The sequence below is a fragment of the Verrucomicrobiota bacterium genome, from assembly GCA_038744685.1.
Taxonomy (GTDB): Bacteria; Verrucomicrobiota; Verrucomicrobiia; order Opitutales; family Puniceicoccaceae; genus Puniceicoccus.
In genome coordinates, this window is sequence record JBCDMB010000008.1 from 12432 (window position 1) to 39309 (window position 26878).

The following is a 26878-nucleotide window of genomic DNA, read 5'->3' on the forward strand; positions in this document are numbered from 1 at the left end:
CTAGAAAGGTCCTGTCTTAGAGCGGTCCGGATTCGTAACGGGAGAACTCCTCTTCCTCTTCATTCTGTGGCTTCGGCAAATCGACCTGCATCAAGATCTTTTCGACGATCTGTTTCGCCGTCGTCATATCGCTCAAGTCATAGTTTATCTCACCCGTAGTATTGTTGCTGGTAGAACTATGGCCTGCGGCCGTCATCAGAAACCAACGCTGGTCATCGTCTGGAAACACGTAGGCCTCGTAAACAATCGAGGGCTGCCCAATACCCTCCCGGTTGAAATAGTCACCACTCTCAGACTGTTCATGATGAAAAATCTGATTCGGATCATCCGGCGCGTTGACTTCGACAAAAACGGAAAACGGCATGCCCTGGTACTTTAAATAGGTCTCCATCGAGAAGTCCTGAATTGGAGTTGCTGAACTTACTCCGTCCACGTCCTCAGCAAGTGGTTCTTTCCCAAGTATGTCTTTATACCGTGAATACCAAATCGGCAGCACTTCTTCCCGGGTGAAGGTCTCCCCACCCCATTCAAACTCGTTCGCGAAAGCCGCCGACTGCGAAACAAAAAAAGTTTCAAGGACGGTGCCATCTTCAGCCTCAGCCCAAATCGCGATCTGCGGATACCGACCGTCGAGCGGTTGACCGCTCCCACCTCCTTCGGGAAACTCAGGACCCCACTCGAGCTCCAGACGGATGCTCGCATCTTCGTCAGTCAGCCGTTTCACCTGCACGCCGTTCTGCAAAGGTTCAAAGGCCGTCCGGGCGTTACTGCGAAAGATCTCACGCTGGTGTCGCGACTCATAGCTGCGATCCACAATCGTTTTGACAGGCTCCCAATCGTAAATTGAGCCCACGAGCCAAAACCCCCAAAAAAGGAGAACTGCTGCAAGCAGCAGGACCGGATTCCTCGAGGGCTTTTTCTTTCTCCCGCGGTTCTTCATCAGCCCCGCAAAGTATTTACCCCTCCCCATCAAGTGCAGGCCAACAAAGACCAGCATTCCAAAGCCAAAGATGATGTGGACCCGTGTCGTGACTAAATCAAAAGGAAGAAAAAATCGCGACAGTCCGCTGAAAACCAGCGTGCTGAAAAAGAACAGCAGCGAGACATTCACGAAGCTATTGAAGAATAGTTTCACAGGAATACGACGATCGAGGCGGAGAATAAGCGAATGACTTCAGGGGCGAGAAAATTGAGAAGATGAAAAATGGTCGCCTCAAACGTCAAACTCGAGCGGAACCACACCGAACAATACGGAGTTTGAGAGCAATATCCAATCAGCCAAAAGAACTACTTGAGGATTCCCCGAACTCATCAGAGCCAACAACGCACCAGAAAGAACACCGGAGTGATAAGAAACTCTGTAGGCCTTTGGGGGAGATCTTCCTACTGATAGCGGGGAAGTATCTCCAAGAGCTTCTCACGCTCCTCGCGATGAGTATCCGGCACCGAACTCCAATCCTTGATCTGAGGGTAATTATGATAGTCGACTGGCTCCTCCGATACGTCCCACCAGCGGCCATTACCATCCCGCATCACATGTTGCCCGCGGATAATCTGATCGCGGCCCCGATAGGAATAGATGTATTCGCGAGGCCGTGCTTCATCCCCAAAAAGGAAAGGCACAAGGCTCACCCCGTCGTATTCATAGTCCTCAGGGATCTCAAAGCCAGCCAGCTCGGCGATCGTTGGCCACATATCGACAATACTCACGAGAGCTTCCTGCTGACCTTCTTTGCTCATTCCGGGCGCGTAGATAATCATCGGTACGTGGCAGCCCATCTGCCGGTCTGCACTGTTTTTTCCGTAACCACCCGAACCGTTGTCCGCAGTGATGATGAAGATGGTGTTGTCGAGAACGCCCAGCTCTTTGAACTTCTCCACATACTGCCAAATCTGGAAATCCATGTATTCGATATGAGAATCCATCCCCGGTTCTGTGACGGTTCCATGGGTATCGTAGTTCCAGCGGTCACCAGTTATCTTAGCTGGATTATAAGTGTAGGCCTCTCCATCCCATTCGATGATCGGCGTGCCAGGCCAGCTCGACTCAGGATGCATGTTGAGGAAATCGTATTGGTCGTGGCCAAGGTGGGAAGCGTGATAGATGAAGAACGGCTTTCCTTCGGCGTGGGTGCGCTCGATGAAATCCAATACGAACTCCATCTCGAGGTCTGGGCCGTAAGTGCTCACACCAAAATTCTCTTGGGCTTCAGGAGTATTGGGCCACCAGACTAGCTCGTCAGGAGTGGAGGGATGATTCCAAAGCCGGACGTTTGGTTGCCAGTACCAACTGTCCTGCGAGTAAGTCTTTTTCGAGATCGCTTCGCCCGTATCCTTGTTCCTTAGACCGACACGTTCTCCGTCCTCCACAATGTGATCGAGCTGGAAGTCGCTGTGGGGATTCTCTGGCTCATGCAGCATACCCGGAGTGATCATGACTTCATCGAAACCAAACTCCCCGTAATCTCCCGAAAGATGAAACTTCCCCACCCAGTAGGTTCCGTAACCCTCCTCGCTTGCCAGGTGGCTCAGAAGCAGCGGTGAACTTTCGTAAATATGCCAGGCATCATTCCAGCCTCCCGGTTGTGGCACACGTTTGATGTCACGGTTGCTCCACCAGCCGTGACGGTTTGCATAGCGGCCTGTCAGGATCATCGCCCGGCTCGGCTTACAGAGCGTCGCAGCCCACGCCGTTTCAATCCAGACCCCTTCATTCGCCAATCGATCCATTACAGGAGTTCGGGCGCGGAACTGAGGGTCAGAGGTGGCTCCACGTTCCGGCGGACTCCACTCCGGAGTGCCGTAGATCGCGAACTCCCGCGGACTGATGTCGTCTGCAAAGTAGAGGACGATGTTCGGCCTGCTCCCTTCCAGACCATTCGCGGTCGTCCCGCTCAAGATGAGACAAGGCAGAAGCAGACCTACCCTCGCCAGTCGCATAAACTACTCGTTGTAGGCTCTGATTTCGTAGATCCGGGCCGAGGGATCCCCGTTCGTCTTATCAATCATCACCCGAATCTTCGATGTCTCGACTGTATCAAAACGGTCGATACACCGGCGCATGTAATTCCCTTCTCTCTCGGCGACGGTTACCCAATCACTTCCGTCGAAGTATTGAACCCGGTAATCACTCACACAAGTCGGTGGCATTCGATGCTCATCGAGGAACTCCCAAGTAATGTAGCGCTTTACATCAAGGTCCGTATCGAAGGTAAGGTAGACAGAGTTGACCGCCTTCTTTTCACCAAAGTCCAACTCGAGCCATTGCGGCATCGCTTGACTAGGGTCCGACTTCCACATATTGTCTGGCACGTGCTCGTTTCCTATGTACATGAGCATCTCGTCATTCATCGGACGGATAAAGCCGTCAATTGCGTTCTCAGGACCGTCCGCTTCGCTCATACTACTGGACGCGGAGATACTAGCAGTCCGAGCCAAATCGTTTGGGTCGGTATTCGCCATGTGAAGAATGGTCAAATCATCCTTCATCAACTGCTGCTGGAGATCCGACATGTCTTGAGGTGAGTTGACAATCTCCCGTGGTGTAAGGTCTCTCTTCACACACATGGCTGCCGCAGTGCCGATGACCTGACCCATTTGACCTGTAGTTTGTTGGACCCGCGCGCTACCTAGTGCCACAGCGGATACTGAAACATTGCGGCCAGCCATAAACATATTGGGAACATTCTTGGAGTACAACATACGAAGCGGCATGGAAGCGGGCTCAATGTTGTCTTCGTAGTCATAAGGACTCTCTGGTGAGAAAATTCCCAACGGGTGGTGAACATCGAGCTTCCAGGTAAAGTAGGTGATACGATCCGGGAAGATCTCGCGGTTCACGAGGTGGTTTTGGTTGACGACAATGTCACCGACCAAGCGTCGTGTTTCACGTTTCGCATTGGTGACCGGAATGTAGAAGAGTTTATAGTTCTCCGCCTTGTCCGCCAGCGGTGAGTAGTTCTTGATCCAGTTGTAGTAGGACATGCTGGCAAGCAGCAGGTCATCGCGCGCCCACTCCGGATCCCAAAGGTCATCGTTGCGACCGTGGTTTTCCGTCCACCAGCTTCCCGCGCGGTAGCCGTTCTCAAAACGAGGACGCTTCAGGTAACCCGGTTCGTTCTCCCTCATGTCGTAGAACCACTCTTCTTCGTTGTGGGCAATCGGCTCACCCATGTCGATCGCCTGATAGCCAAGTATCGAGTGTTGCATCAACGAACCACTCATCGTGATGTTGCTGGCAACATCTTTAGCGTCTTTCTCACCCCACTTTTCCTTGGTCTCGCGACCGATCATATACTGCGCTCCCGCATAGAAACCCAGCCACGCATCACCCGTGCAGTCTGCAAAGAAGTCTCCGTGGTAACGGGTGCGACTACCGTCCAGCATATTGAAGGCAGTAACCGAAGTGATTCTGTTGTCCTCATCGATTGAAGCCGCGTACACGTGAGTGTTTAGGAAGACGGTTACATTAGGCTCGTTTGCCAGTCCCACTTCGGAGCCAGCCGCCCACTTTTGGTTGTAACCAAACGCAGCGATTCGTCCAAACTCCTCGTTGAGTCCCGACTCTCGGCCTCGACCCATACTCGAGCCACCCGACATCGGCACTCCCATTTCGGAGCTGTTGTTTCCACCAACCATCGGGCGGTTTTGAATCAACGCGACTTTTACACCGTTTCGGGCTGCGGCAATTGCTGCGTTTGTTCCTGCGGCACCGCCACCAACAACGATGAAGTCAAAGTGTCCCATATCCTCGATAGGCTCCGGACCAACAAATTTACGGCGCATGCCGATGTAGTCATCCTGCTCCCGACTAGGAACAAAATCCATGTCTTTGGTGAGGATAATCACGTCACATCGGCCATAAAAACCGGTAAGATCCTCCAGCTCGATAGTCGTGGGTCCGTCTAGGTCAAACACTCCTCCGTCCTCCCAAACCCAAAGACGCTGGTCAGATTCGCCGAAGGTCTTATCCGCCTTCTGCCCGTTGACCAAGACGTTAAATGTTCCCGGGGCATAGCCTCCAGCCAACCAATTCTTGGTGCGCACCCACATACGATACTCCCCGGCATCGGGCACCTCGATTGTTGTTTTTGCGTTTTCAACCGTCTTGTGAAGACCCGCAGCCATCAGGTAGGGAGAACCCATTTCCGGAACAAACTGGGTATCCATCCACCAGCCACCGTAATCGTCAAAGTCTTCGGTCTCGATCCACAGAGTTCCCGGTACAAGATTACCCGGGTCTTGCTTTGCCCACTTCTCGTAGAAGGATGTAAACATGTTGTTGTTGCGCTCCACATTGAACATGCCATTGCGGAAGGTCTCGAGAATCTCGGATTCGCTCAACGCATCCGCAATCAGGCGGACCTCATCGATTGTCCCCGCATACTTGCTACGGCCTTTAATGGACCCTAGCTGGAGAGGCATCCTGCTTTTAGAGATCTTTTTTCCCGAACCAACAGCCTTTTCGTTGGCAAGTTTACCATCGATGAAAACCTTCATGAATTCCCCGTCGTAAGTGCCAGCAAAATAAGCCCACTTTCCTGCGGGCCATTCACCAATTGGCGCTGAGACGGTCTCCTTTTTTCCGTCCAGCCAAAGGTTGAACGTAATCTCCTTCTCCGGTCCGAGATGCAATGAGTAGGCTCCCTCGCGGTTGAGGACTGTCGGACGATCCGGGTAGCGCGGATTCCAGGGCTTCAACCATGCATCAATCGTAATGCTATCTTCGATATCCAGACTGGCGTCACGACCGAAGTCGACATTCCCACCCGTATTCACCTGCAGTCCAGACTCCAGAACACCCTGCGCCCAGCGAACCGACCGACCTTGGCCGTGATTCTCGTAGGAAGAGCTGTCGAGAAGTTCCACACCATTACCGTCATCCATACGCCAATAGCCGCGGACATCAGGGTCGCTCGCAAACGCAACCGAGGAAAGTTTTAGAACGAGTACAACAAGCAGCCCGTCACGGATGAAGATGGGTATTTTCATAGTCGAGTATTGAGGATGAGGAGGAAGATACCAGTAGCCTCGAATCCAGCCAATCGACCAAAAGAACTATGCCACCCTCAGACCCTCAAAATCCCCCGTTTGAACGCGATGATGACTGCCTGTGTCCGATCGGCTGCCCCCAGTTTCTCGCGAATATTGGTGATGTGGATCTTGACCGTTGAGAGAGAGATGTCGAAATAGTCGGCCAGCTCCTTATTGCTCTTCCCTTCTCCTAGAAGCTTCAGCACCTCAAGCTCACGGGGTGTCAACTCCTCCTGCTTCTTTCGGGATTCGACTTTCTCCTGAATAGAGGCAGGAAAAAACGTCCCTCCTGCTGCCACCTCATGAATCGCTTCCATTACATCCTCAACCGCACCCGCCGTCTTTGAAAGATAGCCCTTCACACCGGCTTGAAACGCTTTCCAAACTTCTTCTTCCGACTCATAGACCGAATAGAGGATAATCTTGGCATCCGGTGATTCCTCCAAGATATCCCGCGTGCATTCCACACCGCTTCGACCCGGCATCCGGTAGTCCATTACAACGACATCGGGATTGTTTTCGCGATAAACGGTCAGTGCTTCCTCCGAATTGGCCGCACCACCAACCGAAGTCAGACCGGACTCCAAATCGATCGCGCCAATCAACCCAAACCGAAGAAGCGCGTTATCGTCGACGACCATCACCTTTGTCTCGCCTCTACTCATGATGGATCAGCTCCCATTGGGAAAGGTTATCGATTTCAACGGAAATCGTGGTGCCCGCCTCTGGCCGACTCTCAATCGATATCGAACCGTCCAAACGGTTCACACGCTCTTCCATCCCCCGAATTCCGAAATGCCCCGACTTCGACAGACTCTTCTTTTCAAATCCACGTCCGTCATCGCGGATCAGGAGCCGAAGGGAATTGTCCCGGTATTCGAGTTCTACAGTAAGAGTGCCCGGAGCTGCATGACGGACTGCATTCGTTACCGCTTCACGCGCGATCATCAGCAGATGACGCTCGGCCCGCTGCTTCAAGCGCCGCGGGTTCCCGAGAATGTCGATTCTGCATTCAGCCCCGCATTCGTCGGCCAGCAATTGCAAACTTTCACGAAGCGCCGAGGGCAAATCCATCCTCTCAAGCAAGCCACCACGCAACTCGAGAATCGAAGTGCGCGACTCTTCACCGCAATGGCGAAGCATTGCTTGGACAGACTGCAAACTGGTGAGAGTCTTTCCCGTGTCCTCCCGCAGGCTTCCCATGTGCTCCTGAAGCCGATCTTTTAAGTCCGGGTTGGTCTCACCTGCCATTTGAATCGCACTTTCGACTGCTTCAAGGTGCATTAAATTACTCGTATCGAGAAACTTTCTTCCTGCCTGCAAATGAACCGCAGCGCCAGTCAGGCCTTGATCAAGATTATCGTGTAGCTCGCGAGCCATCCTCTGACGCTCGTTGAGAATTGTCTCCTGCTCTACTTGATCGGCGATGACTTTCGTCTGTTGCCCGACCGTGCGTCGAAGCAGGATCACCCAGACAAAAAAGGAAATTGCTATCACAAACACGCCTCCGGCGATCCATAGAACCTTGGCTACTGTCCACCAAGGTGCTGTTGCAATAATCTCGATACCCTCAGCCCCGCGGACTTGTAGCCAAAAACCCTCCAACTCGACCTTCAAAGGCACGTGTTCATTGCGGATTAGGTGACAAATACCCACAATTCGCAACCTAGCCCCAGGCTCGATTTTCTTCGGCAGATCTACGTCCAACGGAACTCTCGTTTCAAACAGGCGATCTCCGGTCCGACAAATCAGAACATTTTGGCCAATCTCGTTTTCGGACTCTTCGATGACTTTGACAAGGTCGACCAGTGTTCCTTCGACCTCGACGAGTTCAAAGTTGTAACGGGTCGACAATTCCCCGGATCCGTCGAAAGGGATTGGTTCAGGAGACAGGTTCTTCTCCAAGTTCAGAACGAGACGCGCCCGGAAACCCGGACTCACTTCACCGGGGGAGATGAAGCCCTCAATGTAAACCCGCTCCCCGACTTCGATTCCTTCCGACGATGGCACCCGAACCCGAACCGCCGAATCCCCATCCCTAAGAAAGACTTCCTGATCCCCAACAAAGGTCACCACGCCTGAGCTATTTACGATATAGAGATACTCGGTGTCATCGATCATGAAATCGGCGAGCGGGCGCGTCTCTCCAGCACGCGCTAACAGTTCGTCAGAGATCGCTGGGACAAAATCGTCTGCAGAACTCGCAAATAACAGACGTCCCGCAGCCTGCCGTTGGTCATTGTAAACGGTGCCCGCGACCGCGTTGAAACGAACCCAGGCAAACATGATCTCCGAGATACGTTCCTCGGATTCCTTGGTGTAAGGTAACTGAACGTTCAGCGAGTAATTGTTTCGCCTCACCTCGACCATGATGTATCGCTCGTTCGAGAAATCACGGGTCACTACTTCCATCCCAACAATCCTCGCCGACAAAGTGACCCAATCACAGTCCACAAGCGGGCTCAGAAGTTGCTCGCTGTTATAGGCCTTGGGTTCGGGAAGAGGTGCCTCACCGAGAATCACGAAGTCAGCATCGACAATCGATGAACTGAAGTTCCCGGCGTCGGCAAAACCCGTCACCCGAACCAGACTTCCCGGCTTCAGATCCAAGTGATGGTCATAGGGCCGTTTGCCCCGGACATAGATTCCATTTTTGCCGTCGTAAAGGAAGCAGGCATTACGGATCGGATCGACCCAGACCACCTGCGACTCGAGCTCGACCGGCAGCTGCTGTGCAGCAGTTTCAACATCAAGCGCACGGATCGCTTCAATCGACTGCAAAGGTTCTGCCGATGCCCAGCTCAGAATGCCCATGAGGCCAGCAAATAGGGAGACTCTAGAAACTGGGCGAGGCATTTTTGAAAACAAAGATCAACCTATTCAAAATGACAATCAACGAGACTACCAAGGGAGTGGATCACCCGATTCGGAGAGAAAACTCCCACTTTGATCCATTGTCAGGCCGTCAATTACGCGGTGCAAACTCTTCACTGCTTCCTCGACACTGGTGGGTGCCTGATCACCACCCATCACGGTCTTCACCCAGCCAGGACTCAGGGCCACCACCACAATCTCTCTTCTACGGAGCTTTTCCGCCAAACGCCGCGAGAACATATTCAAGGCAGCCTTACTCATCGCATAGGCCTCAAGACCATCGATCGGCCGAATGTTGAGCTCCAACGACGCCATTCCAGAAGTCATATTGACGACCTTCGCTCCATGAACCAAATACGGCTCCAGCACCTGTGTCACCAGCGCTGGTGCCGTAGCATTGACTCGGAAATGAGAAGAAAACTCCTGCCCCGTCCATTCACCAAGGTTCTCCTGTTCGGCTACTCCGGCGTTATTGATCAAGAGATCAAGAGTGGGACCCTCGAAGTTTGTTCCCAATTTCCCAATCAATTCGTCGCTCTGAAGATCGAGCTCAAGAGGAACAAAACGCTCGCCGAATTCAACTGCGAGCCTCCTGAAAACAGCTGCCTCGGTAGGTTGACGGGCGGTTGCGTAGACCCGATAGCCATTCCTTAAAAAATGTTGGACGAGTCCAAGGCCGATGCCCTGGTTGGCGCCGGTTATCAACGCGGTTTTCATACTTGGCAAGGCCGAGTCCGTCACGGCTCTATTTCCAAAAAGCTACTCCTTCACCAACTCATACGACCGCACATAGTCGTAGTAACTTGTGTTCAGAGAATCGTCTAGAAGTCGTTCCCGCTCCGGTAGAAACTCCCAGTCGTAGATTTCGCACACGAGGTTTACGAACATGTTCTGATTCATCGGTGCTGGATCAATATCGGTCGGAAGTTCGATCGTTTGAACATGCTCTCCGTCGAGGTAAAAGTGCATGGTCGTCGCGTTCTCCCACCAACAACCGTAACGGTGGAAATTCTCATTCACATCCGAACGAATATCGGTCGAAGCACCTTTCTTCCTATTCAGATTCTCGCCATTTTCATCCTTCTTGTCGTAGTAGGTAATGTGTGTGTTGTTTCGAAATTGGTGTTTGAAACCGGGCCACCGCTTCGCGTTGCCGATACACTCCTGAATGTCTAGCTCGGTCCGCTTGCGAGACTCGTTCGCCTCATCACGGGGATTCATCAGCCAAAACGTTGTTGAAGTGCGCAGACTGGAAGCCTTCACCCGAGTCTCATAGTATCCGTAGCCTGCCTCCTGCGCCTTGGTTTGAATCGCCCCACAAGCGATCCACCATTCTCCGTCGTCTCCTTTCGGTGGATCCATGACAGTGCATTTCACCTGCAAGAATCCATCGGCCACACTGATCGCGGAAGGGACAAACAAACCAGGCACCCTTCCCTTCCATCCTGGATAGGTATCATGCCATTTCTCACGATCCAACTCCGTGCCTTCAAACTCATCACTGTAGGCTTCGTTAAGGATCCATTGATAACCCTCGGGTGGATCGACTGGGGGCAATGGAATCACAGCCATACAATACGCGGTTATTGGAAAGAGAAGGAAGAGGGGTATTAGCTTCATCGCTTAAATTATTGTCTGGTGAAACCGTTACGCGACCCTCCCCACCCTATCTTTAGGATAGAGCACCTTACTGGTAGGTTAACCGATCGGTAAGGTTGATTTTGGTAGGTCGACACCCACTGGCCTCTAACGAGGTCAATCGTGTCGACACAAGTAAACGTGAATAAGAGACAGTTGGTAAAAACAAGTAGTCCTAGGGATAGGAACAAAACTCATCGATAGGGCCTTTAGAACCGAAGCGGCAAATAGTGTCCAATGAAGGTTGGGTCTAGGCTGAGGCAAGCCGGTCACAGTGGAAATAGATCCCCGTTTTGAATAAACCAATGCGAGGCTTGCCAGAGCCTACCCCCTTTTGCCAACTCCAAACTTGCCCAGATACAGACGACCGACATTCTAACCTCCGTGGACGTCCCCATAGTTCAATGGATAGAACCGCGGTTTCCTAACGCTAAAACACTGATTATTCGTGATTTGCAGGAATCATCAAATTGTTGATGCAGAGAAACTCGGGAGATTCCACCATCATCCTGAATCCGCCCAAATTCGCTCAATTTTCGGCATGAGGTTACAAAATTCGGGTTACAAAATGGAAACTGGCTTTTCCGACCGTACCGCGAGAAAAGTGACAAAGGTTCGATCCAAACGCTTTTTCGCCACCAGTTCTATGACCCGTAACGAACGACACCCCAATTTCTGCAATCTTCGATCCCTATTCAAACAAACCTAACGCAAAGATCAGTCACGCTCTTCAACTCAGTTTGCAACTCAAAATAACCATTAAGCAGATTCTCAAAAACACTCTCTGTTTTCACATCCAAGGTTCGCACATGAGTCGTCCTCAGCAATAAAGATAGGGTCTCTACCTGCTTAGGTGACTCCTTTGGTTTCATCTCATTGAAGGGTTCAAAAAACAGCATTTTCCATCCCGAAACCTTTGCTTTTCCAGAAGAATCGTCTACCAGCCCCTCATATTGTAGTCTGCCGTTCCGATAGCCACGAATTAACCGAGGCCTAGCTCCGATGCCAATTGAACGTATGTCATTTGCGTCTGGCGAGCTGCAAGGAACCTCACATGACCACAGCTCTTCTTTCATCTCAGTCGGACCATATTTTTCCCAAACTTTCCTCACCAAAGTAGCCGCCGTTCCTAAAAACTGATCTGATCCATCGAAAAAGTCCAAATCACGATCAGAATCCAGAAATTCAATGGTCCCATCACTTCTCTTAAGATAAAGCATCGTCGGCGTAAGCTCCCAAGCTTCGACAACCATAATTGTCTCAATTCCATTGAACCAACCATCCCGCTTAGTGTCTTCATATCGGTATAATTTAATTCCAAGAGCATCCGCCAATCTGTAGGCTGATTTCGTAAAACCGCGAGAGGAAACCATGATTCCAAGATGAGCTCCAACGTCGCGTTTCAGGCCGATGAAACTCTCGACCCCCTTAACATCAACTTTCCTACTCCAGTTTTTACATTCTACGGCAAAAAAGATGTCCTCGCCAGCCAGCTTTACTCGAACGCAAACATCTATTTGTCTTTTTCGGCCTGAAATCTTTCCCATAATCCTCTCATTTCTCGTAACGGTTCCGCTTCCAGAAAAGGACTTTTCTAAGTTCTCCACTACAGACTCAAACTGCTGCCAGTCTCCATCCATTGCCATTTTCCCTCCGAAACCGACCAAGAAACAGCACCTAATCCGGAAAATATCGACCCTCAGAGTGAGATCCACTGTTGAAGGAATCTCCAAGTTCTCGCTTCGTTCCCTCCATCATTTCGATGATTGCTTAATTTTAGACATGTAATCACGTATCATCCGGTTTTGCCTGTACGGAGGAAGGTCCTTCGTCTCCTCCTCTATCGAATTAAGCCCTTCCACCAATTCATCTGGAACATAACCTTTTTCTGAGAGGTCGAATACTAACGGGAGCGCACCATCTTCCCTACGATTATAGAGGCCTAAGTACTTCACAAAATAGTTAGGATTCATGGTAAGGCTTGGTTCGTTGCGCAACGTCCGTTCATGATCTACAGCCTGCAACCGCCTGTCTCTTGTAAGTAACCACCACGATTTGCTACTTCCCTCCCCTTTTCTTAGTTGCTCCGTTAATAAAATAATCTTCGCATCATTCCTAGAAAGTCCTTCCAAAAGATCTTGAGGGTACCGTTTAGGATTATGCCTTCTAGCAAGCAAGACTGGCCAAAGGGATTCATACGAATGCTGATCAATTGTCTCCCTCTCTTTTTCAAAACTCTTGACAAACACGCCCAGCTCTTCCTCTAGAAACTCTTTGAGATCAAGGTGCGTGTCGTTTGTTCCAGCAAAAACATCAATGAACTCTGAGAAAGTTCTGAATTCTGAACCGTGATGCATATTGAAAGCGTCAACCAACTCGTTATTTGTGTGACCACCCTCGCGACCAATATTTGAATTATAAATAGATCGCGCTGCCGACAGTGATGATGCAAGCTCAGAGATAGTCTCCTCGGTAGCATAGACTTGAGTGTCTAGCTCCTTACACTGCTTTATCATTTGAGATACTGTTCGATCTTCAGCGTCCTTAAGATAATCGCAAAAGCAGGGTATAAGAATATTCGTATCCAGAAGAATCTTACTTGAGCTAACAATTGATGAAATTGCTTCCCTTATTTTCTGAATCTCTTGTATAGCAAACAGAAACTCGTAGGTCCGTGATGCCTTACTTAAATATTTTCTTATCAGTCCAGTGGGCCGCTTAAGAACATTTTCAACCAGCTGCGGAAGAATATCAAATTGCTCGACACGTTCATGAACTTGAGATGTCCGCAACTCGGAAGCGGGGTCAGAGATTTTGTTGAATACGAATTCCGCGACAGAAAGGTCTTCGGCTCCCGAGAAATCAGCATCCGAGACTGCTCTAATTGACTTTTCAGCTCTTTCATAAAGCAATGCCCGTGCAAGGGAGCAGGCATCTTCTACGAAAGCTTCTCTGTCATGGTCATAATCTATGCCAAGTGTAGGGATTAACTCATCTAGTAGAACTCCAACGTCTACACAGGCATCTTCGCGTAGTGCGGCAAAGATTGCGTGCCTATCTGCAATCCGAATTCTCTCGCGGTGTTCCAATGTGAAAGAATCGGTTGATCTGTGGTGTTTTATTCTTCCACCCTTAGACGAAAGTCGAACCAGAAGACCGTCGACCTTACTTTTCACAATTTCAGGTGGATATGTTCGAATGACCTTAAGAAAGTCATCGTAAACCTCCGCACGAGGTTTCGGATCATCCCCAGTCGCATCTCGGAGCGAATATTCAAGCAAGGCTTCAAGACCAATGCTTTCAAGTGATTTCCCATCCTCCCTCGCCTCCAACTCAGCTGAAAGTGAAGCGATAATTGCAACCTTTTCCGGATCGGCTTGCATGGCTCCTATACCGTCTTCGGTTTTTCTTTGGGCTGTTATTGGATCACAAAACTTCAGCGCAAGCTCTTCAGACGCTGATCGGGTCGACTCTGAAGAATTAGACCGTGAAACAAAATATGCTTGGTCGCGAATATCCAGCGCGACACCCTCTCTGCGTGCAAATTTTCGAATGTTATCAGCCTTCCCCACTACTCTCCTATTAGTACAGTAGACCAGCTCACTGAGTGAGTATCCATTACTTCTAATGGTAGAGATGGTTTCTTTTATTTTGCGCTCCCAGCTCTCGGTCACTGAATACTGGGCATAGGTATTGGGATGGTCGTCAGACCTATGAATGTAAGCGTCCCTTCCCGCGTCATGTAGTCCACCAACAGGTCTAAGATTTTCGATTTCTGAAGACAGGAATGCGTTACAAAAAGTCTCAAATTCCCATCCGCCACTTGTCGGAATATTGTTCAACGCGAATGTGATTCGTTCTGATCTGATCATGATTCCTCGAAGTCGATTAATTATTGGAAGACCTAGCAAACCCTCAGAGACAATTCTATCTAAAGCTGTTAAGGACGATTTACCCTAGGCTTATCAGATCAACAAAGTCTCCTCATTCGAATGTGTAACGATACCATTTGCTCTTACTACTACCTCTTAGCCTTCTAAGACTGGACAGTTACTCTCCATTGTAAACAAGGAAAAGGGGCCGTAGGGGGGACCGCTTCCGCGGTCGCCCCTGGCCGCCCCGATTTCACTTGGTCTTTAGGTCCGATTGACCAGTTCGCATCGACCAACGGTTAGTTGCTCTTTGAACAACCGCACGCTTCCCACTTTGAGCGTCACTGCCTTGAAGTCCGGTTCCGCCGGATACTTTGTGACCCTCTCTCCTTGGATCTGGATGCTGGAATCTTCCTTCGGATCGAAGATTTCCTCCCATCGGACGATACCCGGTTGAGTTCCAATCCCATGGGAGACAAGGACTACGTTTCTGTCGGGTTTAGTTTTGGTTGATGTCAAAATGGAGCGGCGGCTTGAGCCGCCGAAAGAGAAATGCCCATTGACCGCATTCGGCAGCTAAAGCAGCCGCTCCCAATTAAGCCCCGATTCCAACCGGCATGGAATCGAAAAATCCACACGGGGTCCTGTTCAGTGGTTTCCTCTTTTTCCCACTGGGATCACTACTGTCCGACAGAAATACTGAATTGCTGCAAAGCTGCTATCAATCCTCCCTTAGCATAGCCATCCTAAAGGAATGCACATCCCTAAGCTACCTTAACGTTTGCGCGACTAGGGCTCCAACGTCCCAATTGCCGATCCATTTGGCGATGACTTTGAAACCGATTCACTTCAATTCTCGGAAAAGACGATTCGCCTCTGACCCTTATTAATGACCGCGATGAGGATTCTTCCATCTGCCAACCGAATTAAGGGTGCACCGCCGTCGATCCGTAGTTCTACCACATCCTTTGAGAACACCGAGTGATCCAGAGGTGTAATCAGGTCGACCCGATACTCTCTATGCAGTCCTTCTAGATCCGACTGAAAGAAAGAATGTATCAATTTCTGAGTTTGGCTGTCGTTGATTCGGTTGAGACCAAAAAGCAATCCAATCGTCAAAGCGAAAACTATGATGACAAGACCCAAAGGGGAAAATGCAATCGACCGGAAGGAGAAGGTTGTGCGGTGCCGATAGAGCCGGGAAACAAGCCAAACCGCCCCTGCTATTGAGTTGTACGCGACCAGTAAAATCGCGGGAACAAGCAACAAAGGACAATAAAACCGATCGAAGCTTAGGGCTCTGATCATAGTCTCAAACCCTTGACGAATAGAGAAGCTGCCCTGTTCGATCCGTTCGCCAATAAAGGAGAACACGAATAAGAGGAGGAAATAGCAGCTGACTTGAATCCAGATTTCTCGTTTTCGCATCATACCGACGAAACGGCATAACCTAGGCAAACATCCCCTTCGAGAAGAAAAGAGGTATGAAATCCCCTGCCCCTTGATTATTTGCTCCCATTATAGTGAGACTCCTTGGACAACCGCCTTACTTAAACCCGTGTGCATCACTTGCAGCCCCGATCTTTGCAACCCCGTCTTACTCATTGAGAAAACCGGCGCAAATCCGTGCAATCTGCGGACAATTACCTTTCGTTTCGACGGAGCCCTGCTGATGAATCCAAACGGGGATCTTTTCTCAATCTGCCCGGCTTGTAACAGACGACTCCCGACCATTTGCCAACTCCAAACTTGCCCAGAACCCTTCGAAGCGCATTCTGCGCGTTTAGGCGTCCCCATAGTTCAATGGATAGAACCGCGGTTTCCTAAACCGCTAATCCGAGTTCGAGTCTCGGTGGGGGCACCATCCTTCGTTCTGTCCTTCGGCCAGACACTTCGGGGTCTGCAGGGTCTGCCCCTCTTGATCAAAAAGTGGGGACAGGCAGCCCGAAGTGCTAACCTGCCCCCGATGATAATTAGAGAGATAGGCATAAAAGGGTATGAGTTTTTGGGTGTCGAACCAATAGCTGCGGATTGCAGCGAGGTTCATCTGGCTCCGAAGGAGCCTCCGAGGCGTTGCCCTTACTGTGGAGGCGGCCGCCTCCACAGTAAGGGCCGGTATGAGCGCCGGGCCAATCACCTGGATTTGATAAACAGCCGTTGTGTCGTGGTCGTGCACACCAGGCGTTGGCAGTGTCTGGAGTGTGGGCGCAGCTTTGTCCCGGATACTCCGGGCATCCGCCCCTGGCGAAGATCGACCGAGAGGCTTAGACACAAGCTCTACCAGGACCATGAGGATGGCGTTGACCTCAAGGCTATCTCACGAAGATCACTCGTTAGTGCCGCCACTGCCGGAAGAATCTTCCGGCAGTGGACCGAGAGAATCGCCCGTGAGCGCAGCGATCTGCACTGCCCACTTGTCCTCGGCATCGACGAACACACCCTCCACCGTAAAAGCCGCTTCGTGACCACCTTCTGTGACCTCAAAAACAATAAGGTCTTCGATCTCGCTGAAGGCAAAAGCGAGAAGGAACTTGCCCCCTTCCTGCGCTCTCTCAAGGGGCGCGAGCGCGTCAGGGTCGTCTGTATCGACCTCTCCAGCTCCTACCGCTCCATGGTCAGAAAATGGTTCCCGAACGCCCGGATCGTTGCCGACCGCTTCCACGTCGTCCGGGTCCTCGGTATCCACTTCAATCACCTCTGTAGATCCATCGCTCCCGAGATCACCCGCCATAGCGGGCTTCTCGGGGCCATACGAACCAGACCCGATAGACTCTCACACAAACAAAAACAAAGACTCCTTCTTCTCTTCCAAAAGTATCCAGCCCTGGAACCTCTCTATCACAAGAGATGGCAAATACACTCGCTGCTCTGCAGAAAACACTGCTCAGCAAAAGCCTGCAAAATAAACGCCAGAGAACTCGATCATCATATCGACGACCTCAACAAACAGGGATTCCCTGATCTCGCTACTCTCGCCAAAACCCTCATCCAGTGGATCGAGCCCATCGCACGTATGTGGCGATTTACCAAAAACAACGCCATTACCGAGGGCTTCCATCGCAAAATGAAACTCATTCAACGAAGAGCCTACGGCTTCCGATCCTTCCAGAACTATCGACTCCGAGCCCTCGAGTGGTTTTCACTCGTGCCTTCCCTATCGGCGGCTGAAGCCGCCGCTCCTTCTATTCAAATCCAAATGAGTCCGGTCAATTTGTTCACTTCTTGTTACCTCCCCACTCTCTATCACCATTCATCAGTGGTTGATCCAGAGAACTGTTATTCCCGTGCACTGCATCCTCTGCCATTTGCTTCAACGTCTCGCGGTCGACTTTACCTCCCGCATTCATGGGCATTTGAGGTAGATAGACGATTTCCTCGGGTACCTTGTAGCCTACCCGCTCCCTCGAAAATTCGATCAGCTCGGACTCCGAAGGCGGGTTTACTCCCTTTTTGAGCTCGACGTAGGCACGGACATTTTCGCCGTGCATAGGATTCTTTATTCCGATGACCCCAACGCTATTTACAGCCTCGTGATCGAGAAGCGAGTCCTCGACTTCCTGCGGAAAAATATTGGAACCGTCATGAACAATAATCCGCTTTCTCCGTCCGTGGAAGTAGAGGTAACCGTCTGGATCCACCACCATCACATCGCCTGTATTGAACCATCCGTCCTCGTCAAAGACTTCTGAGGTCTCCTTCGGTCGACCCCAGTAACCCTGCATCACATTCGGGGCTTTTAGCCAGAGCTGTCCCTCCTTTCCGTGCGTGAGCGGGTTGCCTGCATCGTCCCGAATTTCCGCCAAAAAGCCCGCTGCGGTTCGTCCAACGGTGCCCGGTTTCGACTCCATTGGGAAGGCATTGAAGTGACAGATTCCTGCCTCTGTCATCCCATAGGCTTCCGAAATGTGGATCCCCGACTTTTCAAAGAATTCGCGCTTGAGTTGCGCCGACACCTTATCTCCGCCGATCAGAACCGTTCGGAGTGATGAAAAGTGCTCCGGCAACGTTCGTTTGTCCCGTTCCAAGGCGAAAAGAGAGGCCGGAAGCATGGCGAGAAAAGTCGGCCGACACTTTCGTAGAAGGTCGACCTGAACATCAATTTTACCCACCTCGAAGGTGATGAATTGAGCCGCTTCCAAAACCGCTCCAATGAATTTCATGGATCCACCTATGTGGGAGCAGGAGGTGGCATTCATGAACCGATCGTCGGGAGAAAGCTGCATGGACCGGCCATAGCTAATTGCGATCGCTCCAATGGATGCCCTGGTGTGAGTGACCCCTTTTGCTGGTCCTGTACTTCCCGAGGTGAAAAAGATCATAGCAGGATCATCCGTCGCACACTGAACCTCAACTGGCCCATTCGACTCGACAAAGAGCGTGCGAACATCCACCGCTCCATTGGCCGACCCCCTCCGAATGAAGCGCACCGGCAGTTCACTCGCATTCGAAGATTCCTTAACCTGCTCCGCACGCTCGGCATCGTAGACCAAAGCTTTGGCATCACTCACAGAAAGCGCGTGATCAATCTCGCTCGCCGTGTATCGATAGTTGAGCGGAACCGCCACAAGACCCGCTTTTAGTGTGCCCAAAAAGTGAATGATCAGGGTGCTGCAGTTTGGGAGGTAAGACGCTACGCGATCTCCGGGAGAAAGACCACTCGCAATCAAATTGGCAGCATAGTCATTCGAAAGCTGCTCAAGCTCACGCCAAGTCCAACTACCCTCTTCCGTGACAAGACCAACAGCATCCGGCGCAATCGCAAGAGGCCGTTCCAACAACCTTGAAAGATCGACTTGATAACCAAGGCGTGCTCCAGAATACCTCATTGTCCTACAGGGAATCGCTTGAATCCATAGCTTTCAGTCATAAATCGGAAGCACTTAGATATTGCCTGGAAAATTTCAAGAATTCCCGGTGGCATAGTGTTTTGGTGATAGCCCAAAGAATTTCTTAAACAAGCGAGAAAAGTGAAAAGGGTCGTCGTAGGCCACTTCAGCAGCCACCGCTTTAACCGCGATACGCTGGTTGCGAAGGCGCTCGGCGGCATACTCCATCTTCATTCGGGTCAAAAAATGATAAGGGCTTTCTTTACTATGGATCTTAAACAAACGGGATAAGTAGGCGCGGTCCAAATGACAGCGAGAGCTCACCTCCTCGACCGAACGCAACACGCGAAACTCTGCCTGTATGAAACCCCTGCAGCGGAGGTACGTCTCGTAACTAAGACTGCCGGATCGATCATCGACGATCTGATCCTGTCCGATTCGCATCAGAATCAATCGTATGATCAAACTTCCCATCTCCCGAGCAACGGTCAAAGAGTATCCATTCGTATCCAAAACCTGGTCAAACAGTGCGCGAATTCCGTCTGGAGTAACCCTTTTCGGAACACCGGGAACCAGACCAGCCCGCTTGATCAAAAGAGAGGCATGACGACCTGCAAAATCCACAAAATATTTTAAGGACGATTGGTCGGAACAACATCGCAAATTGAAGCTCGTCTCTGGACTGTAGGCAAAAACGCTACCCGGGCCCAACTCGTAGGCCATGCCTCCACAAACGAACTCCCACTTGCCGGATACGATCAACTCAACTGCAAAATACTTAAATCTATTTCGTTTGAGATGAAAGCCGGAGTCGCAGCGTTCGCGCCCTGCACCCACCAAAACCAGGGATTCACCTTCCGAGGGGGTTAGGTCTACAAAGTGGTAGTCGCTCTGAAGGACCTGTTTCGAGACAAAATCAGGACTGCTGTACACTCTTTTCTTGAATGTCACAGATATCCATGATTTCGCCACACGTGTCTATTCAAAACCAGCCGGCGGTACCTTATTCTCCTACACACGGGCTGGTGCACCCCTCCCTCACCAATTCAGCCTGCTAATCCAATTCGAACCTATGCCTACACCATCCGCCAAACTAGAACTCCCGAGAATCATTTTTGGCTCAAGTGCTCTCGGAAATCTCTATGAAGTGGTTCCAGACGAAAACAAACTGAAAATTGTTGAGAATTGGATCCGCTACCAGAAGAACCCACTCATCGATTCCGCGGGTAAATACGGTGCTGGCCTCGCCCTCGAAAACATCGGGAAATGCTTGAAGACGCTGGGTGTGCGACCCGACGAAGTGTTGATCAGCAACAAACTTGGCTGGAAACGGACACCCCTACTCACCCCCGAACCAACGTTCGAGCAAGGAGTCTGGTTAGGCCTCGAAAACGATGCAGCTCACTCTTTCGGCTACGATGGCATCCTGGCTTGCTACGAACAAGGTAATGAATTGCTCGGCAGCTACAACGCACAGCTCTTGTCCGTCCATGATCCGGATGAATATCTCTTGGGTGCCGACTCTCCAGAAGAAACCACCGAACGCTACCAGGATATCCTCGACAGCTATCGTGCTCTGAATGAGTTACGCGAGGAAGGTAAAGCTTTAGGCGTCGGTGTTGGTTCGAAAGATTGGACAATAATCAAACGACTTTACGACGACGGTGTTCCCTTGGACTGGGTGATGTTCGCCAACAGTTTTACGATCTACTCTCACCCGTCTGAGATCATTGATTTCATCAAAAAATTAAATGAGGCCGGAGTCACCATCATTAACTCAGCGGTCTTTAACGCAGGCTTTCTAATCGGAGGGAAATGGTTCAACTACCGTGAAGTCACACCAGACTCAGAACCTGAACTCTTTGAGTGGCGCGACCGCTTCCTGAAACTCTGCGAAGCTCATTCTGTCCCGCCTGCCCTGGCATGCTGTGAGTTTGGACTCTCTGCTCCAGGCATCCAAAGCCTTGCTCTCAACACTACGCGCGCAGAACGGGTTGAGCAAAATGTATCTCTTGTGAACAACCAAGCTCCTCTTTCGTTTTGGGCGGAAATGAAAAATCAGGGGCTGATCGAATCAGACTATCCTTACCTGTAGACTACTGGATTTCGTTCGTGTAGCCTCACCCACACAAGACGATCCTTCACCCTTTATCTGCAATTCATCTGCACAGAGAAAATCTCATGAAAGCAATTAGCATCACAAAACCCCAGCAAGCAGAAGTCATTGAGCTGAGCCCACCACCGGATCCGGCTTCCGGAGAGGTCCAACTTAGAATCAGGCAAGTCGGATACTGCGGCTCGGACTTGACCTCTTTCCGAGGTCTTAACCCCTTAGTGACCTATCCACGTATCCCAGGGCACGAAATCGGGGCCACAATTGAATCCATCGGAGCTAATGTGCCGGAGGATTGGTCTTTAGGGCAAAAGGTCCTCGTCTCTCCCTACACCCATTGCAACAACTGCTCAGCATGCCGAGCGGGACGCTACAATGCATGTAAGAACAATCAAACGATGGGTGTGCAGCGGGACGGTGCCATGACGGAGTTTGTAAACGTTCCTCACGAAAAACTCTTTTCTTCAGACAACCTCACCCTTGAAGAAATGGCTCTCGTAGAACCATTGACAGTAGGATTCCACGCAGTAGACCGCGGCGAGGTGACGAACGATGATGTGGTAGTCGTATTTGGCTGCGGAGCGATCGGTCTTGGCGTCATCGCAGGTGCTTCTGCCCGAAAGGCACGGGTAGTCGCAGTCGATGTCGACGACAATAAACTCGCTCTGGCCAAACGTTGCGGCGCGACCGACACCATCAATTCCCTGGAACAGGATCTCCATCAAATACTCACTGAAATGACCGACGGAGAGGGACCGAATGTAATGATTGAGGCAGTCGGCCTTCCCCAGACCTTTCGAGCATGTGTTGAAGAGGTCTGTTTCGCGGGTCGGGTGGTTTACATTGGCTACGCCAAAGCGCCAGTGGACTACGAAACGAAGTACTTTGTCATGAAGGAACTCGACATCCGTGGATCTCGCAACGCACTGCCCGCTGACTTTAATGCCGTGATTGCGCACCTAGAAAGCGGCAAATTCCCATCGGACGAGGTCATCACAAAAACAGTGGCACTGGACGAAGCTCCAGCGGCATTGGCAGCCTGGAGCGAAAACCCAGGAGAGATCACGAAGATACACGTCCAATTTTGACCCTTACGGGAAACCCTAAACACAAACTCCCAACGCTATGCAAATTAAGAAGTACACAATGGGTATGGGCGACCGATTCGCCCATCAAGGCAAGGCACAGTTGAAGGCCATCATTCATGCCCAGGAGGAAGGTATTGATGTCTACCCGACTTGGAATAAATCCTTTCGCGAACATTCAATCGTCAAAAGCTCTCCCGACGATCTACGGGCAGAAGCGGACGCGGCGGTTGAATCACTTGGATGGAAGAAGGAGTACTATGTCGACGCAGACCACATTGGATTGAAGACCGTAGAGAGCTTTCTCGCAGGCAGTAATTTTTACACCCTGGACGTCGCCGATTTTGTGGGTGCGCCGCCTGAATCAGCCGATGTCGATGAATTCGTAGCGAAAAACCATCGATACCTCGGTTCGCTTGAAATACCCGGAATCGATACACCGCTGGACATTTCGGAGAGCACCCTTCGTGAAGTGGCGGAGAAATTCCTCGTCGCTATTTATGGAGCGAAGAGTATCTACGATCATATTGTAGCGGTTAAGGGAGCTGAGAATTTCGTTACTGAAGTTTCCATTGATGAAACCAACCTCCCCCAGTCTCCAGTCGAGCTTTTTCTGATTCTCTCGATGATCGCTGCCGAGGGAATCCCCGCTCAAACCGTGGCACCAAAGTTCACCGGACGTTTCAACAAAGGCGTCGATTACGTGGGTGATCTCACCCAGTTTGAGAAGGAATTTGATGAGGACCTCTACGTGATCGCGTATGCTATTCAGGAGTTCGGCTTGCCGGAGACTTTGAAGCTCAGCGTGCATTCCGGTTCCGATAAATTTGCTCTCTACCCGACGATCAATGCACTGATCAAAAAGCACGACGCCGGGTTACATGTGAAGACCGCCGGAACGACTTGGTTGGAAGAAGTCATCGGACTGGCTGAATCCGGTGGAGAAGGTCTGGATATTGCTAAAAAGGTTTACGCAGGTGCCTACAACCGCTTCGACGAACTTACAGGCCCTTATGCTACCGTAATCGATATAGACAAAACCGCTCTTCCAAAGCCGGAGGATGTAAGAGAGTGGAGTAGCCAGGAATACGCAGACACACTGCGCCACGTCCAAAGTAATCCCGCCTACAACCAGAACTTTCGCCAACTCATTCACGTTGGCTTTAAAGTCGCTGCCGAGATGAAAGAAGACTACACCGACGCACTCAAGGCCAACGAATCGGTTATCGCGAAGAACGTAACGGCAAACCTTTGGGAGAGACACATAAAGCCGATCTTTAGCTAGCCGTCCGAAGAATTTCGCTAACTGCGTTCTAAATCGAAGAGGATCCAGTTTGGCTGTGAGCCTTCTCAGCGTTCTTTCCGAGGTCCACAGAAAGAGAATACCTTTGCCTTTTGAGGACTTCTTTTGATCGAAAGAAGAAGCTTGAGGGATCATTCTTAGCGACATTTTCAGAGTCATTCCTATTCTCCTGATCCCAGATGTCTCCTTACGAAAACCGCTTAAACTCTGAAAACTTCCGCAGGGTTGCCCTCCTGGCCGAGGTTCCCGCCGAGAACAAAATATCTCTTGAGGGGACTCTTCGCACCAAGCCGCCCACGCTGGCCGCTGACCTAGTGCCTTTTGGAATCAGTCACCTGCACATCTACCTAAAGGTGTTCAAACGCCGTTCGGTCCTTTTCGTTTACTTCGAGATGGACGAGCTCGATCAGGAAAAAGCCGTTCCGATCTTTAAAAAAAGCTCGGCATGGTGGACCCACCTAGAGCCTTTCTTGGAATCGCATCCGAGAGCAGCCGAAAGAGACACACCGTGGAAGCAGGCGGAATTCATCAACGTTGTCGCCGACAATACTGCTCGTAGCCGCGAGATCGGGAAGCCAATGGGACTCACTGCTGGTCTACACCCGGAAAAAGAGCTTTGGTATCGCACTCTCCACCAAACCAACTGGCCAGGCGTAACCGATCAAATGAGGCGAAGCAGTTATCAGAACTGGACCACTTTCCTGCTCGAATTTGGAGACGAGTTGATGCTGTTCACACACGTCGAATACCTGGGCAAGGATCAAGCCGCTGACGACGCTCTCATGAAAGAGGATCCTGTTACCAATCGCTGGTGGACGCACACCGAGCCATGCCTCTACCCCCTTGTCGACTCAGGTAACAACTGGACGCTAATGAACGAGTTCTAATCACTCGCTACTTAAATAGAACATACTCGGGATTCGATATCGGGATCGAAATCGGGCCTCGAGTGGTTTCGATAGCGATACCGATTTCGATTTTTGCGATCATGCTTTGTGTGAGGCGCAGTTTAATGACCCCCTCACAGCCCTGTGAATCAATGGATCATCCTGATGAGGTAAATCTGGCTTTAATCTCTTCGAGCAAACAGGGGCAATTTGATGAAACTGCCTTGGTTTCCTTTCCGTATATAATTTCCTTCATCTTTCGAGTCTACATTTGAGTCTTACCTCTACGGCTCCCATTGGCACCCAGCCAGCGATCTTTTACGGACATTTCAAATTCTTGGTGAAAACGAAATACTCAAAGTCCGAATAAGAGTTCCATGCAAACTACTCGCAAGAAACTCTCCTTTCTGACCAAGAACAGAATTCGATCAAGGCTTCCCGTTCAAAAGGCTGGGCAAAGCCGTGCTCAATGGAGCCCAATAGGTGATCAGCAAAAGAGCCGTGATCATGACGGCGTAGAAGGGAAGCATGGCCCTGGATACTTTCGCGATATCGCTCCCACCTACACCCGCTCCGACGAAGAGACAGGTTCCTACGGGCGGAGTCAAAAGCCCGATGCAGAGGTTTGCGATCATGATGATCCCAAAATGGACGGGATCGATTCCGAGCGACAAAGCGATTGGCAAAAAGATCGGAGTGAAAATCAAAACCGCAGGGGTCATATCCATAAAGACCCCAACGAAAAGCAGGGTCACGTTGATGATCAGTAAGATCACAAGCGGATTCTCCGAAAGCAGCAGGAGAGCCTCGCTGACCTGCTGCGGAACTTGCTCCTGGGTCAGCAAACGGCTCATTGCATAACTGCTGGCCACCAGGAAAAGCACGATAGCCGTGGTTTTTGCCGCGCGCAGGGTGATCCCGGCCAGATCCCGCAGTTTGATCTCTCGGTAGAAAACCACTCCCAGCAAAAAGGCCCAAAGCACAGCTATGGACGAGGCTTCTGTAGCGGTGAAGATACCGCCGAGAATCCCTCCGAGAACAATCAGAATCAAAAGGAGGCTGGGAAAGGCTCCGAGAAAGGCCTTCGTGAAAGATGAGGTAACAACGGCTGTGCCCGTATCCATTTTCCCATAACCGCGAACTTTACAGAGAACGAAAGCGACGAGCATGATCCCAAAACCGATAACGATTCCGGGCAAGATCCCTGCCAAAAAGAGGGCCGCGACCGATACGTTCCCGGCGACGAGAGCGTAGACGATCATGATGTTGCTGGGAGGAATCAGCAATCCGGTGGTTGCCGCCGAGGCCGTGACCGCAATGTTGAAGTCGCGTCCGTAGCCCTTGCGATTCATCTCTGGAATCAGGGTTCCCCCAATACTGGAAACTGCCGCTACGGCTGATCCGCTGATCGCCCCGAAAAACATACAAGTGAGTGTGTTGACAAGGGCCAGCCCACCCGGAAGTCGACCGACAATTACCGTAGCGAGTTCGATCAATCGACGGGCCAGTCCCCCACTCCCCATTAGTTCTCCTGCGAGGATAAAGAACGGGATAGCCAGTAAAGCGAAGCTATCGATCCCGTTGGCTAGGTCGCTGGCAATGACCAGTGGAACGCTATTGTAGTCCAGCGCGAAAGCAGTGATCAGAGTAACCAGGCCAAGCACGAAGGCGATTGGAACCCGCAAAAAAAGCAAGGTCACAAAGCAGACCAGCATAATCGCAAGCTCTTGAGTCACGATTCTGCCTCCTTCGCAATCCGGCGTCCAGCGGCAAGGATGGACCCCAAAGACTCCAAAGAGAAAAGTGTGATCAGCAATCCGCTGACCGGCAAGGCGAGGTAGAACCAACCCTTTGCGATCCCGAGGGCCGGCATCGTTTGTCCGGAATCGAAGCGCTGAACAACCAGCTGCCAACCACCCCAGAGCATGACGAGAAAGGCGAAGACCGTCACGACGATCCATACTGTGACCTTGGCCCAGCGCTGCAGATCCTTCGACCAAGAGCGAACCACCACATCAAGCCCGAGATGGCGCTCTTCGCGGCTTGCAAGAGCCGCTCCAAGCAGTACGAGCCAAACCATGAGCAACCGGGCAAGCTCTTCGGACCAAGCGGCTTGGTTCCCAAAAAGGTAGCGGCTCCCTACCCCCCAGAGAACGTCCACCACTAAAAAGAGAAAGACCGCTACGAGAAGAACTTGGAGAAGGGCGACCAGAGCACGGTTCAATCTGCCAAGGGTACGCAACATAA

General features: G+C 51.0%; 22 protein-coding genes and 1 tRNA gene. 5 read left to right on the forward strand and 18 right to left on the reverse strand.

The genetic code is table 11. The annotated features are described in order from the left end of the window. Positions 1-16: 16 nt before the first annotated feature. From AAGJ81_06615 to AAGJ81_06665, 11 genes are all read right to left on the reverse strand, one after another. The gene (locus AAGJ81_06615) at positions 17-1135 is read right to left on the reverse strand and encodes a hypothetical protein (GenBank protein ID MEM0965802.1); all 1119 of its coding nucleotides are present in this window, start codon (positions 1133-1135) and stop codon (positions 17-19) included. Between the two features lie 248 nt (positions 1136-1383). Beyond that, a complete protein-coding gene (locus AAGJ81_06620) occupies positions 1384-2940 on the reverse strand; it encodes a sulfatase-like hydrolase/transferase (GenBank protein MEM0965803.1) in 1557 nt (518 codons plus the stop codon). 3 nt (positions 2941-2943) lie between these two features. After that, a complete protein-coding gene (locus AAGJ81_06625) occupies positions 2944-5991 on the reverse strand; it encodes an FAD-dependent oxidoreductase (GenBank protein MEM0965804.1) in 3048 nt (1015 codons plus the stop codon). A 77-nt stretch (positions 5992-6068) separates the two neighbouring features. After that, the gene (locus tag AAGJ81_06630) at positions 6069-6698 is read right to left on the reverse strand and encodes a response regulator transcription factor (protein ID MEM0965805.1); all 630 of its coding nucleotides are present in this window, start codon (positions 6696-6698) and stop codon (positions 6069-6071) included. Next, positions 6691-8889 (reverse strand): sensor histidine kinase, encoded by a 2199-nt coding sequence (locus AAGJ81_06635; protein MEM0965806.1) that lies wholly within the window; start codon positions 8887-8889, stop codon positions 6691-6693. The genes AAGJ81_06630 and AAGJ81_06635 overlap by 8 nt, the downstream gene beginning before the upstream one ends. Before the next feature lie 45 nt (positions 8890-8934). Then, a complete protein-coding gene (locus AAGJ81_06640; GenBank protein ID MEM0965807.1) occupies positions 8935-9624 on the reverse strand; it encodes an SDR family oxidoreductase in 690 nt (229 codons plus the stop codon). Positions 9625-9666: 42 nt separating this feature from the next. Further along, positions 9667-10527 (reverse strand): family 16 glycosylhydrolase, encoded by an 861-nt coding sequence (locus AAGJ81_06645; protein ID MEM0965808.1) that lies wholly within the window; start codon positions 10525-10527, stop codon positions 9667-9669. Positions 10528-11240: 713 nt separating this feature from the next. After that, positions 11241-12260, reverse strand: coding sequence for a restriction endonuclease (locus AAGJ81_06650; protein ID MEM0965809.1), 1020 nt, complete (start codon positions 12258-12260; stop codon positions 11241-11243). Between the two features lie 39 nt (positions 12261-12299). Then, complete coding sequence (locus AAGJ81_06655) at positions 12300-14417, reverse strand: hypothetical protein (protein MEM0965810.1); 2118 nt, start codon at positions 14415-14417, stop codon at positions 12300-12302. Positions 14418-14681: 264 nt separating this feature from the next. Next, positions 14682-14936, reverse strand: coding sequence for a hypothetical protein (locus tag AAGJ81_06660; GenBank protein ID MEM0965811.1), 255 nt, complete (start codon positions 14934-14936; stop codon positions 14682-14684). Between the two features lie 330 nt (positions 14937-15266). Next, positions 15267-15725, reverse strand: a complete 459-nt coding sequence (locus AAGJ81_06665; GenBank protein MEM0965812.1) for a hypothetical protein — start codon at positions 15723-15725, stop codon at positions 15267-15269. A gap of 481 nt (positions 15726-16206) precedes the next feature. Here AAGJ81_06665 and AAGJ81_06670 point away from each other — a divergent pair. Beyond that, positions 16207-16281: transfer RNA gene (locus tag AAGJ81_06670), tRNA-Arg, on the forward strand. On the opposite strand, the gene AAGJ81_06675 is transcribed toward AAGJ81_06670, so the two are convergent. The 5 genes from AAGJ81_06675 to AAGJ81_06695 form a co-directional block, all read right to left on the reverse strand. Next, the gene (locus AAGJ81_06675) at positions 16249-16689 is read right to left on the reverse strand and encodes a hypothetical protein (protein ID MEM0965813.1); all 441 of its coding nucleotides are present in this window, start codon (positions 16687-16689) and stop codon (positions 16249-16251) included. The two genes, AAGJ81_06670 and AAGJ81_06675, sit on opposite strands and share 33 nt — an antisense overlap. Before the next feature lie 54 nt (positions 16690-16743). Then, positions 16744-17148 carry a hypothetical protein gene (locus AAGJ81_06680; GenBank protein ID MEM0965814.1) on the reverse strand — a complete coding sequence of 135 codons (405 nt, stop codon included), beginning with the start codon at positions 17146-17148 and terminating at the stop codon, positions 16744-16746. A 153-nt stretch (positions 17149-17301) separates the two neighbouring features. Next, entirely contained in the window at positions 17302-17496 is a 195-nt protein-coding gene (locus AAGJ81_06685) for a hypothetical protein (protein MEM0965815.1), read from the reverse strand. Between the two features lie 136 nt (positions 17497-17632). After that, positions 17633-19243, reverse strand: coding sequence for a class I adenylate-forming enzyme family protein (locus AAGJ81_06690; protein ID MEM0965816.1), 1611 nt, complete (start codon positions 19241-19243; stop codon positions 17633-17635). A 75-nt stretch (positions 19244-19318) separates the two neighbouring features. Next, positions 19319-20194: an AraC family transcriptional regulator gene (locus AAGJ81_06695; GenBank protein ID MEM0965817.1), complete on the reverse strand. Its 876-nt coding sequence runs from the start codon at positions 20192-20194 to the stop codon at positions 19319-19321. Between the two features lie 121 nt (positions 20195-20315). Between AAGJ81_06695 and AAGJ81_06700 the strand changes: the two genes are divergently transcribed. From AAGJ81_06700 to AAGJ81_06715, 4 genes are all read left to right on the forward strand, one after another. Further along, on the forward strand, positions 20316-21338 hold the full coding sequence (locus AAGJ81_06700) for an aldo/keto reductase (protein ID MEM0965818.1): 1023 nt from the start codon (positions 20316-20318) through the stop codon (positions 21336-21338). A gap of 86 nt (positions 21339-21424) precedes the next feature. Continuing rightward, positions 21425-22444 (forward strand): zinc-binding alcohol dehydrogenase family protein, encoded by a 1020-nt coding sequence (locus tag AAGJ81_06705; GenBank protein ID MEM0965819.1) that lies wholly within the window; start codon positions 21425-21427, stop codon positions 22442-22444. 37 nt (positions 22445-22481) lie between these two features. Next, the gene (locus AAGJ81_06710) at positions 22482-23726 is read left to right on the forward strand and encodes a tagaturonate epimerase family protein (GenBank protein ID MEM0965820.1); all 1245 of its coding nucleotides are present in this window, start codon (positions 22482-22484) and stop codon (positions 23724-23726) included. A 197-nt stretch (positions 23727-23923) separates the two neighbouring features. After that, positions 23924-24631: an L-rhamnose mutarotase gene (locus tag AAGJ81_06715; GenBank protein ID MEM0965821.1), complete on the forward strand. Its 708-nt coding sequence runs from the start codon at positions 23924-23926 to the stop codon at positions 24629-24631. Positions 24632-25059: 428 nt separating this feature from the next. Here AAGJ81_06715 and AAGJ81_06720 read toward each other — a convergent pair whose 3' ends face one another. Both AAGJ81_06720 and AAGJ81_06725 read right to left on the reverse strand, forming a co-directional pair. Further along, entirely contained in the window at positions 25060-26367 is a 1308-nt protein-coding gene (locus tag AAGJ81_06720; protein ID MEM0965822.1) for a TRAP transporter large permease, read from the reverse strand. Further along, positions 26364-26876, reverse strand: coding sequence for a TRAP transporter small permease (locus AAGJ81_06725; GenBank protein ID MEM0965823.1), 513 nt, complete (start codon positions 26874-26876; stop codon positions 26364-26366). Before AAGJ81_06725 ends, AAGJ81_06720 begins: the two co-directional genes overlap by 4 nt. Between the last annotated feature and the right edge of the window lie 2 nt (positions 26877-26878).

Coding starts and splice junctions, on each gene's coding strand:
- AAGJ81_06620 (MEM0965803.1), bottom strand. CDS start 2,940: ATGCGACTGGCGAGGGTAGGTCTGCTTCTGCCTTGTCTCATCTTGAGC.
- AAGJ81_06625 (MEM0965804.1), bottom strand. CDS start 5,991: ATGAAAATACCCATCTTCATCCGTGACGGGCTGCTTGTTGTACTCGTT.
- AAGJ81_06630 (MEM0965805.1), bottom strand. CDS start 6,698: ATGAGTAGAGGCGAGACAAAGGTGATGGTCGTCGACGATAACGCGCTT.
- AAGJ81_06635 (MEM0965806.1), bottom strand. CDS start 8,889: ATGCCTCGCCCAGTTTCTAGAGTCTCCCTATTTGCTGGCCTCATGGGC.
- AAGJ81_06640 (MEM0965807.1), bottom strand. CDS start 9,624: ATGAAAACCGCGTTGATAACCGGCGCCAACCAGGGCATCGGCCTTGGA.
- AAGJ81_06645 (MEM0965808.1), bottom strand. CDS start 10,527: ATGAAGCTAATACCCCTCTTCCTTCTCTTTCCAATAACCGCGTATTGT.
- AAGJ81_06655 (MEM0965810.1), bottom strand. CDS start 14,417: ATGATCAGATCAGAACGAATCACATTCGCGTTGAACAATATTCCGACA.
- AAGJ81_06665 (MEM0965812.1), bottom strand. CDS start 15,725: ATGATCAGAGCCCTAAGCTTCGATCGGTTTTATTGTCCTTTGTTGCTT.
- AAGJ81_06680 (MEM0965814.1), bottom strand. CDS start 17,148: ATGGCGGGTGATCTCGGGAGCGATGGATCTACAGAGGTGATTGAAGTG.
- AAGJ81_06690 (MEM0965816.1), bottom strand. CDS start 19,243: ATGAGGTATTCTGGAGCACGCCTTGGTTATCAAGTCGATCTTTCAAGG.
- AAGJ81_06700 (MEM0965818.1), top strand. CDS start 20,316: ATGCCTACACCATCCGCCAAACTAGAACTCCCGAGAATCATTTTTGGC.
- AAGJ81_06705 (MEM0965819.1), top strand. CDS start 21,425: ATGAAAGCAATTAGCATCACAAAACCCCAGCAAGCAGAAGTCATTGAG.
- AAGJ81_06710 (MEM0965820.1), top strand. CDS start 22,482: ATGCAAATTAAGAAGTACACAATGGGTATGGGCGACCGATTCGCCCAT.
- AAGJ81_06715 (MEM0965821.1), top strand. CDS start 23,924: ATGTCTCCTTACGAAAACCGCTTAAACTCTGAAAACTTCCGCAGGGTT.
- AAGJ81_06725 (MEM0965823.1), bottom strand. CDS start 26,876: ATGTTGCGTACCCTTGGCAGATTGAACCGTGCTCTGGTCGCCCTTCTC.